At 46.4% G+C, this 15,497-nt stretch carries 16 protein-coding genes; 13 read left to right on the top strand and 3 right to left on the bottom strand.

The genetic code is table 11. The annotated features are described in order from the left end of the window. Positions 1–9: 9 nt before the first annotated feature. The 4 genes from ACRD67_RS09260 to ACRD67_RS09245 are packed head-to-tail and all read left to right on the top strand — an operon-like array spanning position 10 to position 4,157. A complete protein-coding gene (locus ACRD67_RS09260; RefSeq protein WP_430966852.1) occupies positions 10–1,536 on the top strand; it encodes an FG-GAP repeat domain-containing protein in 1,527 nt (508 codons plus the stop codon). After that, positions 1,533–1,967, top strand: coding sequence for a 3D domain-containing protein (locus ACRD67_RS09255; protein ID WP_430966851.1), 435 nt, complete (start codon positions 1,533–1,535; stop codon positions 1,965–1,967). The genes ACRD67_RS09260 and ACRD67_RS09255 overlap by 4 nt, the downstream gene beginning before the upstream one ends. Before the next feature lie 34 nt (positions 1,968–2,001). Next, positions 2,002–2,676 carry an N-acetylmuramoyl-L-alanine amidase gene (locus ACRD67_RS09250; RefSeq protein WP_430966850.1) on the top strand — a complete coding sequence of 225 codons (675 nt, stop codon included), beginning with the start codon at positions 2,002–2,004 and terminating at the stop codon, positions 2,674–2,676. Beyond that, a complete protein-coding gene (locus ACRD67_RS09245; protein ID WP_430966849.1) occupies positions 2,673–4,157 on the top strand; it encodes a M14 family metallopeptidase in 1,485 nt (494 codons plus the stop codon). Before ACRD67_RS09250 ends, ACRD67_RS09245 begins: the two co-directional genes overlap by 4 nt. 3 nt (positions 4,158–4,160) lie before the next feature. Here ACRD67_RS09245 and ACRD67_RS09240 read toward each other — a convergent pair whose 3' ends face one another. The 3 genes from ACRD67_RS09240 to ACRD67_RS09230 all read right to left on the bottom strand — a co-directional run bounded on the left by ACRD67_RS09240 (position 4,161) and on the right by ACRD67_RS09230 (position 6,627). Next, complete coding sequence (locus ACRD67_RS09240) at positions 4,161–4,325, bottom strand: hypothetical protein (RefSeq protein WP_430966848.1); 165 nt, start codon at positions 4,323–4,325, stop codon at positions 4,161–4,163. Positions 4,326–4,552: 227 nt separating this feature from the next. Further along, complete coding sequence (locus ACRD67_RS09235; protein WP_430966847.1) at positions 4,553–5,380, bottom strand: OmpA/MotB family protein; 828 nt, start codon at positions 5,378–5,380, stop codon at positions 4,553–4,555. Between the two features lie 158 nt (positions 5,381–5,538). Beyond that, a complete protein-coding gene (locus ACRD67_RS09230; protein ID WP_430966846.1) occupies positions 5,539–6,627 on the bottom strand; it encodes a vWA domain-containing protein in 1,089 nt (362 codons plus the stop codon). 135 nt (positions 6,628–6,762) lie between these two features. Between ACRD67_RS09230 and ACRD67_RS09225 the strand changes: the two genes are divergently transcribed. From ACRD67_RS09225 to ACRD67_RS09185, 9 genes are all read left to right on the top strand, one after another. Further along, a complete protein-coding gene (locus ACRD67_RS09225; protein WP_430966845.1) occupies positions 6,763–7,704 on the top strand; it encodes a polysaccharide deacetylase family protein in 942 nt (313 codons plus the stop codon). 128 nt (positions 7,705–7,832) lie between these two features. Next, positions 7,833–8,294 carry a (2Fe-2S)-binding protein gene (locus ACRD67_RS09220; protein WP_430966844.1) on the top strand — a complete coding sequence of 154 codons (462 nt, stop codon included), beginning with the start codon at positions 7,833–7,835 and terminating at the stop codon, positions 8,292–8,294. A gap of 54 nt (positions 8,295–8,348) precedes the next feature. Continuing rightward, positions 8,349–10,583, top strand: coding sequence for a xanthine dehydrogenase family protein molybdopterin-binding subunit (locus ACRD67_RS09215; protein WP_430966843.1), 2,235 nt, complete (start codon positions 8,349–8,351; stop codon positions 10,581–10,583). Between the two features lie 2 nt (positions 10,584–10,585). After that, complete coding sequence (locus tag ACRD67_RS09210) at positions 10,586–10,840, top strand: MoaD/ThiS family protein (RefSeq protein WP_430966842.1); 255 nt, start codon at positions 10,586–10,588, stop codon at positions 10,838–10,840. A gap of 19 nt (positions 10,841–10,859) precedes the next feature. After that, entirely contained in the window at positions 10,860–11,843 is a 984-nt protein-coding gene (gene moaA / locus ACRD67_RS09205) for a GTP 3',8-cyclase MoaA (RefSeq protein WP_430966841.1), read from the top strand. 11 nt (positions 11,844–11,854) lie between these two features. Next, complete coding sequence (locus ACRD67_RS09200; protein ID WP_430966840.1) at positions 11,855–12,457, top strand: NTP transferase domain-containing protein; 603 nt, start codon at positions 11,855–11,857, stop codon at positions 12,455–12,457. Continuing rightward, the gene (locus ACRD67_RS09195) at positions 12,454–13,524 is read left to right on the top strand and encodes a ThiF family adenylyltransferase (protein ID WP_430966839.1); all 1,071 of its coding nucleotides are present in this window, start codon (positions 12,454–12,456) and stop codon (positions 13,522–13,524) included. Before ACRD67_RS09200 ends, ACRD67_RS09195 begins: the two co-directional genes overlap by 4 nt. Next, a complete protein-coding gene (locus ACRD67_RS09190; RefSeq protein ID WP_430966838.1) occupies positions 13,515–14,300 on the top strand; it encodes a sulfite exporter TauE/SafE family protein in 786 nt (261 codons plus the stop codon). Before ACRD67_RS09195 ends, ACRD67_RS09190 begins: the two co-directional genes overlap by 10 nt. Next, positions 14,297–15,496, top strand: a complete 1,200-nt coding sequence (locus tag ACRD67_RS09185; protein WP_430966837.1) for a molybdopterin molybdotransferase MoeA — start codon at positions 14,297–14,299, stop codon at positions 15,494–15,496. Before ACRD67_RS09190 ends, ACRD67_RS09185 begins: the two co-directional genes overlap by 4 nt. Position 15,497: the final 1 nt, after the last annotated feature.

Raw genomic sequence — 15,497 nt, 5'->3', positions numbered from 1 at the left:
GTATTAAAAATGACCAAAGGACCCTTGCTTCCCAAAGGCATCTCCGTGTTCCTGCTGATGCTAACATTTTCTTGTTCGCCCTCTAAAAAGGAACGCGCAATGGTGCAATACCAAACCTATTGCGCCAGTTGTCACCTGGCACCTTCCATGCAGTCATTGCCAAAACATATATGGGCCCAGGAAATTTTACCCGATATGGGTGCACGATTGGGCATCCGGGATGCGGGCTACAATCCCATGAAAGGGGAGTCCTTTGAAGAACAGGAAGCCATTATTAAAAGTGGTATCTACCCCTACAGGCCTTCCATTTCGAAGGCCGATTGGGAATCGCTCAAGGCCTACATCATTTCCATGGCCCCGGACACATTACCTCCCAGTATCAATAGGGAGTCTAGCGGAGAATTAAACCAATTTACCCCACAGGCGGTTGCGCTGGACAGCGCACCGGGTTCCTTAATTACTTTTCTGGACTACAGCCCTAACCAGGGACTTATCAGAACTGCCGATATTGCGGGAAACCTTTTGGGCTATTCCTATACCGAGAAGAAGAAGGTGTCCTTACATCAGTTCGGTGCACCTATTATTGACTTTACGGAAACCGATTCGCTTTCTTATGCCACGTCCATTGGCTATTTAAACCCCTCGGAAATACCCTCGGGAAAAGTTATTAGGGTAGGAACGGACACAACGGAAACAATCAGCGGAGTGCTGCACAGACCCGTACATACGCTAGTTTGTGACCTGAACAAGAACGGTAGGAACGAACTAGTGGTGAGCGAATTTGGCAATTATACCGGACAACTCTCCCTTTTAGCACAAGGGGTACAGGACCCATCCTATAGAAAAACCGTTTTGTTACAGCAACCTGGGGCAATACGTGTCATAGCCAAAGATATGGACCAGGATGGTCTGGAAGATCTGGTGGTCCTTACTTCCCAAGGTGATGAGAGCATAACCATTCTGTATCAGCAGGAGGATCTGCAGTTTAAGGCCCAAAAGGTGATACGTTTCAGTCCAGTATACGGGAGCAGTTGGTTTGAACTAGTGGACTTTGATGGGGATGGGGATGATGATATGATTACCGTACATGGAGACAATGCCGATAAATCCTATGTACATAAACCGTATCACGGCATGCGGATACATATCAATACAGGGGAGAACGTATTTGAGGAGCGTTACTTCTATCCCCTTAACGGGACCACCCGTGTGGTAGCTGAGGATTTTGATCAAGATGGGGATGTAGATTTTGGACTGCTTTCCACCTTTCCCGACTACGATCAAAAACCGGAATATGCCTTTGTATATTTGGAAAACATGGATGCCGCCGGATTCGTATTTAAACCCTACACCTTTGCGGATGTCAACCTGGGGAGGTGGTTGTTGATGGATTCTGGGGATGTGGACCAGGATGGAGACATGGATATTGTCCTAAGTGCCTTCTCCTATGGTTTCACTCCAGTTCCCGAAAGCTTGTCCAAAATATGGACCGAAAAAAGCCTTGACCTTATGGTCCTGGAGAATAAATTAAAATGACTAGTCGTATAGCACTTGTTTCCACCTTGGGAATCCTGCTTATAAGCTGTTCCGAGAAAAAAGAGCCCAGGGAAGACCATATCTGGAAAACCCTGGAGGTCACCGCCACGGCTTTTAACTCCGTGCCCTCCCAAACCGATGGGAACCCGACCATTGCGGCTTGGGGAGATACCCTAAAACCGGGAATGAAAAGCATAGCCGTCTCCCGGGATTTGATCGGTCTGGGTTTGAAGCACAATACCATGGTTAGGATAGATACCTTTCCGGATATTTACTTGGTAAAGGATAAGATGCATTGGCGTTGGCGCAAGCGAATAGATATTTATATGGGACTAGATCAAAAACTGGCAAGACAATGGGGAAAGCAGAAGGTCATGATTCAATATGCGGTGAAAAATGACAGCATCCCACCTGAAGACGATACCCAGTGATTTTGTACTTTTACACCAAAGCATTTGAACGCATATGAAGCAGGGATTGCTATGTATGGTATTTTTTGGTCTTGTTTCATGTAGGCCGTCCACAGCTATAGATATCGTGGACAAACCCATCGTCTTTGATGAAACCCGGAAGCAACTGACCTTGGAATATCTCGAGCAACGCTACGGTTTGGAACAGGAAACTCCCACGATAACCCCTAAAATGATCGTGTTGCATTGGACGGTATTTCCTACGCTCAAAGCGTCTTTTGAGGCATTTGAGCAGCCCACACTTCCCAATTGGAGACCGGACATTGAGAGCGTAAGCGGTCTCAATGTATCCGCACAGTTCCTGGTAGACCAGGATGGCACGATTTACAGACTTTTACCGGAAACGACCATGGCCCGTCATGTTATTGGTCTCAATCATTGCGCCATCGGTATAGAAAATGTAGGGGGTACGAATGATATGCCCTTGACCCAGGCCCAACTGGAGTCGAATATTCGTTTGGTGCAATATTTGGCATCCAAATATCCCATCGATTATTTGATAGGACATTATGAATACACCCATTTTGAGCATCACGACCTATGGTTGGAAAAAGATGCTGGATATCGGACAAAAAAAACAGATCCAGGAAAAGAATTTCTTACTAAGGTGAGAACCGCAACCAAAAGTTTTAACTTTAAACCCGTGCCCGAACAAAACAAATCCTTATGATTCAAAAGACGTTAATCGTATTACTTTTTCTACTAGTCGGCAACACCTGTGCCGGACAGGAACAGGACATCACAGCTAAACTATATGACACCTACGACCAATATAAAGAGTCTGCCCTGGATAAGCGCAGGGTAAAACACAAGGAAATTCAGCAGTTGGTTGCCCAATACCAAAACAATCCAAAGTTTAAGGTGCAGCAGGTAGGCCAATCCATTGAGGGCCGGGAACTATCGCTTATCAGTATCGGCACAGGAGAAACCGACGTTTTTTTGTGGTCCCAGATGCACGGCGATGAACCTACTGCCACCCAGGCCATTTTTGACATATTCAATTTCTTGGATAGCGGGGATTTTGCGGCTGAAAAGGATGCCATACTGAGCAATTTAACCTTGCACTTCCTTCCCATGTTGAACCCGGACGGGGCAGAGGTGTACCAAAGACGGAATACCTTGGGCATTGATATCAATCGGGATGCGCTTAGACTGCAATCGCCCGAGGGAAGAACCTTAAAAAGCGTCCGGGATAGCTTGGAGGCCGATTTTGGTTTTAACCTGCACGATCAGAGCACCTATTACAATGCCGAACGTACAGAAAAACCTGCCACCATTTCCTATCTGGCGCCTCCCTACAATTATGAAAAGGACATTAACGAGGGTAGGGGAAATGCCATGAAGGTCATTGTATTCATGAACAACATCATACAGAAATACGCTCCGGGACAGGTGGGCCGCTATAGTGATGATTTCGAACCCAGGGCCTTTGGGGACAATATCCAAAAGTGGGGCACAAGCACCATTCTTATCGAATCCGGTGGTTATGCCAATGATATCGAAAAACAGGAGATACGCAAATTGAACTATGTTTCCATACTTTCGGCCATTTATACCATTGCCAAGGGCAACTATGCGGACATTCCCATCGAGGATTATGAAAAAATCCCGAAAAATGACAGGAAGCTCTTTGACCTAAAGATTACTGGGCTCAATTATAAACTATTGGGAGGAGACTACGTTTTGGATATTGGCATCAATCGTCCGGAGGTGGACGATGAGTCCCACAACTCATTTTACTACAGTAGTCGGGTTTTGGACCAGGGCGATCTTTCTACCTACTATGGATACGAGACCCTGGAAGCGGCCGGCTATACGCTGCGGCCCGGAACCGTTTATCCGGAAACCGTAGGCAGTATGGAGGAGGTAGATTTTATTTCCCTCTTACGCGCGGGCCATACCTATCTGAGGGTAAAAAATCTTTCGGACAAGATGCTCACTTCATCCTTACCTTTTCATTTGATCAGCGAGGCGTACGAGCTACCTGAATTTCGTCTACAGCCTGGAATAAACCCCACTTTTCTCTTGGAAAAGGATGGGGAGATCCGTTACGCGGTAATCAATGGCTTTCTAGTGGACCTAAAATCGGACCGAGAAACCATGGTTTCCAGGTGGGGGAACCAGCAAGCCAATGCTATGATCTACAGATAAAGACTAGTAACCGAATTGGATCGTATTGGGGCCGTTCAGCAACAGCACCACAAGCATGATCATTAAGGTGGTTACAATCGATGAAAATAATAGGAGTACTATACTTTTATAGCCTTTGGATAAGGGTCCTATTGCGCTCTGACGGATAATTTCGTTGATTACATCCATGATTTCTTTCTTTTAAATTAAACAGTTTCATAGTTTTTAGGATGTATATAAGTTGCAATAGTTATTTTGGGGGTTGTTATGTAGGAAACAATTATCGGGCCAAAAACCCTACTTATTCCGGTTAAATATTGTCAAAACTGGACCAAATCCCGTATTTAATCGATGTATGGAAACAAAAAAAGGGCCGAATGGTATGATTCGGCCCTTTCCCTTAGGTTACGTTATTCCTATAGGCTTTCAGAATCCAAAAGCGCAAAGAATTTGTCCAAATTCGGTATGATTACAATACGGGTACGTCGGTTTTTAGACCTGTTCTCCTCTGTGTCATTTTCAACCAAGGGAATATAACTGCTTCTTCCGGCCGCAATCAAACGCGCAGGGTCTACCTGGTACTCCTCCTGAAGGATTCTCACGATAGACGTGGCCCTTTTTACACTAAGGTCCCAGTTGTCGCGGAACAATTCCGTGCTAATGGTCTTTGAATCTGTATGGCCCTCCACCATCACTTCCATGCTAGGCTCAGAATTGATTACCTCGGCCAATTTGCCCAGAATGTTGTCGGCCTTGCTGCTTACTTTGTAGCTTCCGCTCTTAAACAATAGTTTGTCCGAAATATTGATCATCACCACGGTCTTGTCAATATTCACATCCACATCGTCGTCCTCATCCGCAATGGATTTCTTAAGGTTATAGGAAACCGCAAGGTTGATGGAATCCTCCAGCGTCTTGGCGTTGGCCAATTCACTGGGATCCACCTTGCTAAGTGTGGTCCTCATTTTTTCCTTGGTATTGTTGCTCATTACGGTAAGGTCGTCCACGGAAGTCATTTGACCATCGTTCATTTCCTTAAGGGAGTTTATTCTTTCGTTGTATTCGGCAACCCGCGCTTCAATCTTGGAAACTTTGGCTTCCAGTTCCTCCTTTTCAACTTGGGTCTTGGTCAATTGGCTTTGGGTAGTTGCCAAATTGTCTTCCAAGGCCACATATTTTTTCTTGGATACACATGAAGCTAGTACAATACAGAGCGCTGCGCCCGTTACGGTTAATCTTTTCATTACGTTCTTCTTTAAATTAATAGTTAAGGTTCCTCTTATTATACGTAGCTGATCGAAGAAAAGACGTTAGCGAACAAAAAAATTCCCACTTATGTGCCCAGCAAAAAAAGAGGCGCCTTGCAGCACCTCTTTATATTTTAGTCACATGGATTTTGAGGTCATTCACAACCGCCAGTAAAACCATTGGCACTGAACTTGGTCTGTACGGCACCTTGCTGACTCCCGTCCTTCACCTGTATGGCCAGGTTGTTCTCACCACTGCCGTCCCGTTTTGGCGTGCAATACTCAAAAAGATAAAAGCTGTTGGCCTGTTCGGCCACTCTAAAGGAGATATCGTTAAAGGTAGTTTCGAGTTCTGCAGCATTTCCCGCGAACACGCTAAAGGTCTTACCGATATCTGCCAAGATCTGCGTATCTATTTCGCTGCCAAGGCCTATAGTGAAAAAGGAAATATTGGGGTTTGCCCCGTTCACTTTGTTCAACGCATCCCTTTCGGTAAAACGGGAAGCCTGATCCGTGCCGTCTGTAAACACCACAATGGAGGCCGCACCTATGATTTTGTTGTTACTGTTTTCTCGCAGTAGCCCTTCAGCGATATCGGTAGATTTTATGACCGCACCGTACAAATCGGTGGAGGGATCATTGCTGATATCCGGACCTATCCCTTCAATAGCATTGGTCAGTTCGGTTTTGGAGGAGGTAAGTGGGTTCAACAAATGTAGTTCGTCCTCCCCATCGAACCAATAAATGGCCATTTTAAACGAGTCCGTCTCTGCTGCGGGGATAACCTTATCGATAAAACTTATGGAAGCCGTTTTGAGCTCTTCCAAACTACTGCTCAATACACTGTTGCTCAAATCGAGCACCAAAAGTGTGTTGTTGTTGAAAACTTGGGAGTTGGGAGAGATACGGGCCAGGGACTCCGAAGTGGAGATGGTATTGAAACAATCATCGTTCCGTCCCTGTTCAAATATCGTAAACTGGTCTGCCGTTAGGCCCGAAACTGGGCTGCCATTGGTATCCGACACTTTAAAGAGAATAGATACCTTACCGGGTGGGGTGGTAAATTGATCTTGAATGGATAGGATCAGTTGATCTTCACCTAGGGCAAGGCAATCATCCACCGGTTTGCCCAGGCCGAGGCCGCCTTGGCCAAAATCAAAATTCACATCATCATCTGCGTTCCCACAGGAAAATAGCAAAACAAAACTGCAAAAAGCAGTGAATAGCTTAGCGTATGGTTTCATTTTCAAAGTTTTTATGTTCCTTTAGCACAACGACCAAAAACCGCTTAAATTATGGTAGCTGCCAAGAAAGATTGTTAAACAATGTTAAAGGGGAACGCAAATATTTTTGTAGCTTTCTTGGATAAATCAACACATATGAACAACAGGAAATTACACGCTTTAGGGTATGCACTGCTTTTTGGCCTTAGTTCGGTCTTTGCCCAAAACCAAACAATCGCGGAGCGTTTGGGGTACCCCGCCGATGCCAAACTCCTCATCATCCATGCTGATGACTTGGGCGTTACCCATTCGGAAAACAAAGCGAGCATTTCGGGGCTGGAGGAGAGTCCGGTGAACTCTGCCAGTATCATGGTTCCTTGTCCCTGGTTTCCGGAAATTGCGGCCTATGCACGGGAAAACAAAACACAAGATCTTGGGTTGCACCTTACGCTCACTAGCGAATGGAAATATTATAAATGGGGCCCGGTTACCTCTAGGGATTCGGTTCCCAGTCTGGTGAACAAGGATGGGTATTTTTATTCGGCAGTGGATAGTTTGGGTATGTATGGAACCGCTTCGGAGGTAGCCATCGAATTGCGCAACCAGGTAAAAAAGGCCTATCGTTTTGGGATAGATGTTACCCATTTGGACGCACATATGGGCGCTGCGGTAAGTCGCCCAGACTACCTTGCCGCTTATATCAAGGTGGGACAAGAGTTTAAGCTTCCCGTATTGTTGGACCAACGGGTGCAAGCAATGGGAGAGGTGGGCATACCCCAACTCCTGAATGATAAGGACGTCATAGTTGACCAGATTTATACAGCTCTTCCGCCCGATTATGAAAAAGGGATGGCCCAGTACTACCTGGAGGTCTTTAAAGGGCTCCAGCCCGGACTCAACTGCCTCTTGATCCACTTAGCCTATGACGACACTGAAATGAAGGCCGTTACGGTAGACCACCCGCATTGGGGTGCTGCATGGCGGCAGGCCGATTATGATTTTTTTACAAGCAAGGAATGTGCTGCCGCTTTAAAGGAACAAAATATTGTTTTGGTGACCTGGAGAACGCTGCGCGATAAAATCACCCGGGCGGAGTAACGAGGGCAATGATAAAGAATTGTTAAATTGAAATCCTCCACTGTTAAAGTGAAAATAGTTGGGTTTTATTTTTGGTACCTTGTAGGGAAATGAACTAACAACAATCCAATAATCTAAAAAATTCCATTATGCCAACGTATCAGTTAAAAGTAAATGGCGAGTCACATACCGTGGAAGCCAGCGAGGACACTCCTGTCCTTTGGGTTCTAAGGGACCACATGAATTTGGTGGGTACCAAGTTTGGTTGCGGCATCGCACAATGCGGGGCCTGCACCATTCATTTGGATGGCGAGGCCGTTCGCAGTTGTTCCCTGACCATGGCCCAGGTAGAGGGCAAGTCCCTGATTACCATTGAGGGGCTATCCGCCGATGGGTCGCATCCGGTGCAACAAGCCTGGAAAGAAGTGGACGTACCTCAGTGCGGCTACTGCCAAGCCGGACAGATCATGACCGCTTCCGCCTTTTTGGAAAAGAATCCAAGTCCTAGCTCGGAGGAAATCAAGAATGCCATGCATGGCAACATCTGTAGGTGCGCATCCTATAACCGTATCCATAAAGCGGTGGGAATTGCTGCAGAAAAAATGAGTTAATCAACGGTATTGAAATTCCTTATAGCGGGGAGTCCAATCAAAAACACTTTCAACATGTCAACATCAACATCATCATCCATAACCTTTAGCAGAAGGTCCTTTATACGAACTTCTTCCTTGGCGAGCGGCGGACTCTTAATTGGGTTTAATCTGTTCCAGGCCTGTAAACCTAAAGCAGCGCCGCCCATTGATATTTCTCAACTTAACTTCAACGACTTTAATGCCTTTATCAAAATAGCGGATAACGGTGCCGTTACTATTTTCTCTCCGAATCCGGAAATTGGACAGGGCGTAAAGACCTCCATGCCCATGATCATTGCAGAGGAATTGGACGTGGCATGGGACAACGTCTTTGTGCAACAAGGCATCCTGGACACCAATAATTATACGCGACAAGTGGCGGGGGGAAGTCAGTCCATTCGTTTTGGTTGGGACGCCCTGCGGCAGACGGGTGCCACAGCCCGACAAATGCTGGTGAACGCAGCAGCCGCCAAATGGGGGGTAGATGCATCGGAATGTACCACCAGTGAGGGTGTCATCACCAATACGAAGGGGGAGACGTTGGGCTATGGCGATGTGGTAAAGGAGGCATCTGCGCTGGAAGTTCCGGAAGATGTTACTTTAAAGGAACCCAAGGATTATAAGATTATTGGCAAGGATGCCGGCAATGTGGATATCGATAAGATCATCACTGGAAAACCCTTGTTCGGGTTGGATTATAAGGCCGAGGGTATGGTATATGCCTGCGTACTTCGTCCACCAGCTTTTGGAAAGGTATTGGAATCCTATGACGATACAGAGGCCAGGGCCATGCCGGGAGTAATAGATGTGGTACGCATTGGTGCAAAAGCACAGAGCCTGTTCGAGGAGATTCCCAGATTGCAGAATATGATCGTGGCGAGTGACAAGGTCGCTGTTGTGGCCAAAACTACTTGGGAAGCCATGAAGGCCAAGAAGGCAATAAAGGCCACCTGGACCGATGGTACCCCTATGGAAAGTACGGAATTTCAGAACGAACAGTTGATGGGCCTCTTGGATGGCAACACTTTCGAAACGCTCCGTTCCGATGGTGATGTAAAGAAAGCCTTTGCACAGGCCGATCAGACTTTGGAACGCACCTATGAATCGCCCTTTCTTCCACATAACTGCATGGAACCCATGAATTTCTATGCCAATGTCACCGATGAGAAGATCCATTTGGTAGGCCCCATACAGACGCCCGAGGGCACGGCAAACTTTGCAGCCAAGATGCTGGGCCGGGAAGCTACCGATGTGCATCTGGAGATGACCCGTATGGGTGGAGGCTTTGGAAGAAGGCTTTATGGGGATTTTGTACTCGAGGCAACGGAGATATCCGATGCCATAAAGAAACCGGTCAAAATGGTTTCTACAAGGGAAGATGATATGTCCACGGGCATTTATCGTCCGTCCATCAAATATAGGATCAAAGCTTCCATCAAGGATGGAAAGGTTACGGGTTATCATCTAAAAGAAGCGTCGATCAATTCCAATATGTACGGGTTGATACCGAACTTTTTCCCTGCAGGCGCCATTGAAAACTATCAAGTAGACGTTGCCAACTATGACAGTAATGTCACTACCGGAGCCTGGCGCGCCCCGTACACCAATTTCCTCGCTTATGCCGAACAGAGCTTCTTTGATGAGCTCGCCGAGTTGATGGAAGTAGATCGTATTCAGCTTCGTCTGGACCTGCTCCAAAAGGTTAAGGGAACCACGGACGAACGTATCCAGTACGATCCGGAACGTATGGAAAAAGTAATCAAGACCGCCGTGGAAAAATCCGGATGGGGCACTAAATCGGAAGGGACCTACCAGGGCTTCGTAAACTACTACTGCCACAACTCACATGTTGCTGAAGTGGCCGATGTGGTGATCGAAGATGGCAAGCCTGTCGTAAAAAAGATTACTTGCGTGGTAGACTGCGGTATTGTGGTGAACCCGCTTGGTGCTTTAAACCAAATAGAGGGCGGTGTAATTGATGGCGTCGGACATTCCATGTATAGCGACTTCGCCTTTGAGGATGGGGCACCCACTACAAAGAATTTTGATGCGTACCGATTGATTCGTATGAAAGAAGCGCCACTGGTGGAGACACATTTTATCAAAAATGAGCTGTCGCCTACGGGACTTGGGGAACCCACATTACCTCCTGCGGGAGGTGCGGTGGCCAATGCTTTAAAAGCAGCAACGGGGAAAAGAATCTATCAACAACCTTTTATCAAGAATCCGGAACTCTTACAGGTTCCCGCTAAGGAAATTTTAGGATAAGTATGACTATTTTGCTATTTGGCATTACCAAGGATATCGTAGGCAGTTCATCCTTGTCGATGCCCGCATCCAGTGAATTCGGCAGGAAAAAATCCAAGACCGTGGGAGAGCTTAAGGAGTACTTGGGAAATACCTATCCAGGGCTTCGTAAGCTCTCTTCCCTGGCCATCGCCGTAAACAATGCCTATGCCGAGGATGATACAAAAATTGATACCTTTGATGAAATTGCGCTGATACCCCCTGTAAGTGGGGGATAGGGCACAGATGGATGCGTTTATGTTGATAGATAATCACAATAGAAAAATCAATTACCTGCGACTGGCCGTAACGGATCGGTGCAATCTTCGTTGCAACTATTGCATGCCCTCGGAGGGAATCAACTTTTCCAAGAACGACAAACTGTTCACCATTGATGAGTTGGCCCGTCTGAGCAAGATTATGGTAGAAATGGGCGTGGACAAGATCCGTTTAACTGGAGGAGAACCCTTTGTACGTAAGGACCTGATGGTCTTGTTACGTCAATTAAGCACTTTGGACGGATTGCAGGATATTTCCATTACCACCAATGCTACCTTGATCGGGCCCTATATTGATGAACTCAAGGAGCTGGGCATTAAAAACATTAATGTAAGTCTGGATGCGATCAACCGGGAGACCTTTGAACGCATTACCAGGCGGGATCAGTATGACACCGTTCATAACAACCTGATTCGCCTTATCACGGAAGGGTTTAACGTGCGGATCAACTTCATCGCCTTGGAGCATCAGAATATCCAGGATATTCTGCCCATCCTGGAATTGATGAAGCACTACCCGGTCTCGGTGCGTTTTTTGGAAGAGATGCCCTTTAATGGCGGCAGCAAGAAATTCAATACCATTGCATGGGATTACAAACGTATCCTGGAACATATCCGGAGCGAGTATCCCGAAATTGAAAAACTGGAATCCCCAAAAACATCCACCTCGATCAACTACAAGATCAAGGGACATGCGGGAACCTTTGGTCTCATACCCTCATTTACCCGTACTTTTTGTGGGAGTTGCAACAGACTCCGGATTTCAGCTACAGGTGATGTCATTACCTGTTTGTACGGTAAACCCAAAATGAACCTCAGGACCCTAATGCGTAATGAAAATGCGGAGGAAAATGTAAAAAAAGAGATCCTTAGGGCTGTTGGAAGCCGCGCAAAAACTGGTTTTGAAGCGCAGGAAAAGCACACAGGGGTTTTTGACAGTTCCATGACTTCCATAGGGGGCTAGGATTGGTAAATATGCATATGGAGAACATAAATAAAATATACGGCTTAGTACTATCCGGGGGCAAAAGCACCCGCATGGGCACAGATAAGGGGTCCATAGCTTATCACAATATACCCCAACGCGATTATTTGTACCAACTGTTGGAAGAGGTATGTGATAAGGTGTTTTTGAGCATTCGCCCTGAACAGGAGGCCATGCTAACAGGGGGTAAGAACCTCATTTTGGATAAAAACGAATACAAAGGGCCCTATAATGGCTTACTAAGCGCACACAGTCAATATCCCGAGGTGGCGTGGATGGTACTTGCCTGTGATCTACCCTTGATAGATCTCAAAGCACTTCATCAGTTGAAGGCCAATAGGAATAAGAATGCGTGGGCAACGGCTTTTGCGACAAGGGAAAGTGGTTTACCGGAACCCTTGGCAGCCATTTGGGAACCGGTGGGCCTTCGGGAATCCGTTCAGTATTTAAACGAGGGCAACGGTACCTGTCCGAGAAAGTTTTTAATTCGTTCCAATACCACCCTGGTATTTCCAGAAGAGGAACACGTATTGCTCAACGCCAATTCGAAGGAAGAATACGAAGCAGCGGTGCATAAATTGAACACGATTTGACAAGTAACCGATACATACGCCAGACAAGCTTGAAGGAATTTGGCCTTGCCGCACAGCTAAAGTTGGGAGAGGCGAAGGTCCTGGTGGTAGGTCTTGGAGGTCTGGGCGTTCCCGTGCTACAATACCTCAATGCCATGGGAGTGGGTACCTTGGGTCTCGTAGAAGGGGATTCCGTGGATTTGACCAATTTACAGCGACAGGTACTTTACAGTGAAAACGATATTGGTAGGCCTAAACTCCAAGTAATGTTGGAAAAGCTAAAGGCACAAAATTCAGGAACGTATTTGCACGCCTACGATACCTTCCTTACACGGGATAACGCCTTGCGAATTATTGCCGAATACGATGTAGTGGTAGATGCAACCGACAATTTTGCGACACGTTATCTGATCAATGATACTTGCGTAATACTAAAGATACCCTTTGTCTATGGTGCGCTACATGCCTTTGAGGGGCAGGTGAGCGTCTTCAATTATAAGGACGGCCCTACCTATCGCTGCCTCTTTCCTACAATGCCGTCCACAGCGGAGATTCCCAATTGTGATACCCATGGGGTTCTGGGAGTTATTCCTGGAATTATTGGAAATTTACAAGCACTGGAAGTGGTAAAAATAATTACAGGAATAGGTGAAATACTTTCAGGTAAATTATTATTATTCAATGGGTTAAGTCAATCATATAACAAGATATCCCTAACGGCTATTCCAGCAAATCTCAATAGGACCCGTTTGGAAGATTCTTATGGACAGGAACCTTGCGTTTCCGTAACGTCCATCACGGTCAACGAGCTTCAAACCATGCTTTCGGGTTCCAAATCCGTTCAGGTAATAGATGTAAGGACCGCGCGGGAATACGCCGATTACAAACTTCCCCTGACCTTGAATATCCCTTTGGACGAATTGGAAAATCGAATTCAGGAGCTCAATCTAAAACAAACGGTATATTTCCTTTGCCAATCCGGGAAGCGGAGCGAAATGGCTATTCAAAAACTGGGTCCAAAATACCCGGAGACTGTATTTTACAATATCTTAGGGGGGATTAATACATTTCTAGCCACATGCACCTGACCGGACAAGAATTTATCTGGGTCATTTTTGGGTTTTTTATCATTGCAACCCTATATGCCTCAGTCGGATTTGGGGGAGGATCCAGCTATTTGGCTATTCTGGCCTTGGTATTCACTGGCTTTTTTGCCATTCGATCAACGGCCTTACTATGTAATTTAGTAGTGGTATCGGGCAGCTGCTATCTATATTTTAGAAGAGGACATCTCTACTTTCGGAAATTCCTCCCCTTTATCGTCACAAGCATTCCCTTGGCTTTTATAGGAGCTTCTTTTAAGCTAAAGGAAAACGTCTTTTTTATTATTCTTGGCGCTGCGCTTATTGCTTCAGCAGTGGCCTTGGTAGTACAAAGTTTTAAGTCGGCCGCAAGGATAAAGTTAAAGCGGGGATACCCCGTGTACATGAGCTATGTTTTGGGCGGAGTTATAGGACTGCTGTCGGGTCTGGTCGGAATTGGTGGGGGTATTTTCTTAGCCCCTGTATTAAATCATATGCGCTGGGAGACTCCAGTAAAAATCGCGGCCTTGGCCAGTTTTTTTATTCTGGTGAACTCTGTGGCTGGCCTGGGTGGTTTGTGGAGCAGCGGTACCTTTGAGGTGCCCTGGTCTATAGCGTTGGGGCTCCTGCTCGCTGTGTTTTTGGGTGGGCAATTGGGACTCCGCCTAAGTCTGGACAAATTGACCGGCAATGGTATACGCCTTATTACCGCATTGCTTGTCTTTATAGTAGGCGCACGGGTATTGGTAAGCAATGGACTTCAAATTTCTTTTGTTCAATGATAACGTTTAAAGAAGCATACGGGCACGTTCTGGACCAAAGCAAGGCTTTTGGCATGGCAACCGTTCCCTTGAATACTGCCATGGGCAGGGTATTGGCCGAATCTGTTTATGCCGACAGGGATTTCCCTCCCTTTGATCGGGCCACGAAGGATGGAATAGTCATTAGTTATGCAGCCATCGAAAAGGGAATCACACAGTTTGGGGTTGAAGGGGTCATTCCTGCCGGCACGGCACAAACCAACTTGGAAGAAATTCATTCCTGCATGGAAATCATGACGGGAGCGGTGGTTCCGGAAGGTGCCGATACGGTTATCATGTATGAAGATATCAGCATTGCCAACGGAAAGGCGGAGCTAAAAATCAAACCAATAAAGGGACAGAACATACACAGAAAGGGAACAGATGAAAGGAAGGGCGCCATGGTGCTGGAAGCAAACACCAAGCTCTCGGCAGCAGAAATAGGGGTTTTGGCATCGGTAGGCAAGGCAGAGGTTCGCGTACGAAAGCTGCCGAGGATTACCGTACTCTCTACCGGAAATGAACTGGTAGAGGTCACGGAGACCCCCTTGGCGCACCAAATTAGAAAGTCTAACGTACATGTGCTCTTTGCTGCGCTTTCAAAAGAACAGATTATACCAGGACAACTACATATGCTCGATAACAAGAGGGTCATAGAAGAACAGCTATCACACGCCTTAAGGGCCAATGACGTGCTTCTTCTCAGTGGAGGGGTCTCCAAGGGAAAATACGATTTTATCCCCGAGGTGTTGGATATACTCGGGGTGAAAAAGATATTTCACAGGGTCCTGCAACGTCCGGGAAAACCCTTTTGGTTTGGCATCCATGAGGCCTTGGGCACCCTGATTTTTTCCTTTCCGGGCAATCCGGTTTCCACCTTTGCCAACTATCACGTCTATTTCAAGGATTGGTTTAACAAATCTTTGGGATTGCCCATCCCCAAAATTGAAGTAATTTTAAAGGAAGATATGGCTATTGGCGGAAAACTAACTCGTTTTGTAAGGGCTAAACTCCATTTGGAACAGGGAGCGCTTACGGCTTCCCTGGTCCGGGGCAACGGTTCGGGCGACCTGACCAGTTTGGCCAAATCCGATGGCTTCGTACGACTCGACCCAGAAAAAGACACCTATAAAAAAGGGATGAAAGTTCCTTTTATACCCACACGCAATATTTTATAGT

Origin of the sequence: Eudoraea algarum, assembly GCF_050589645.1 — a bacterium.
Lineage (GTDB): Bacteria > Bacteroidota > Bacteroidia > Flavobacteriales > Flavobacteriaceae > JBNGOQ01.
The sequence above is the reverse complement of the archived record's forward strand: the minus strand, read 5'-3'. Positions and strand labels throughout refer to the sequence as shown.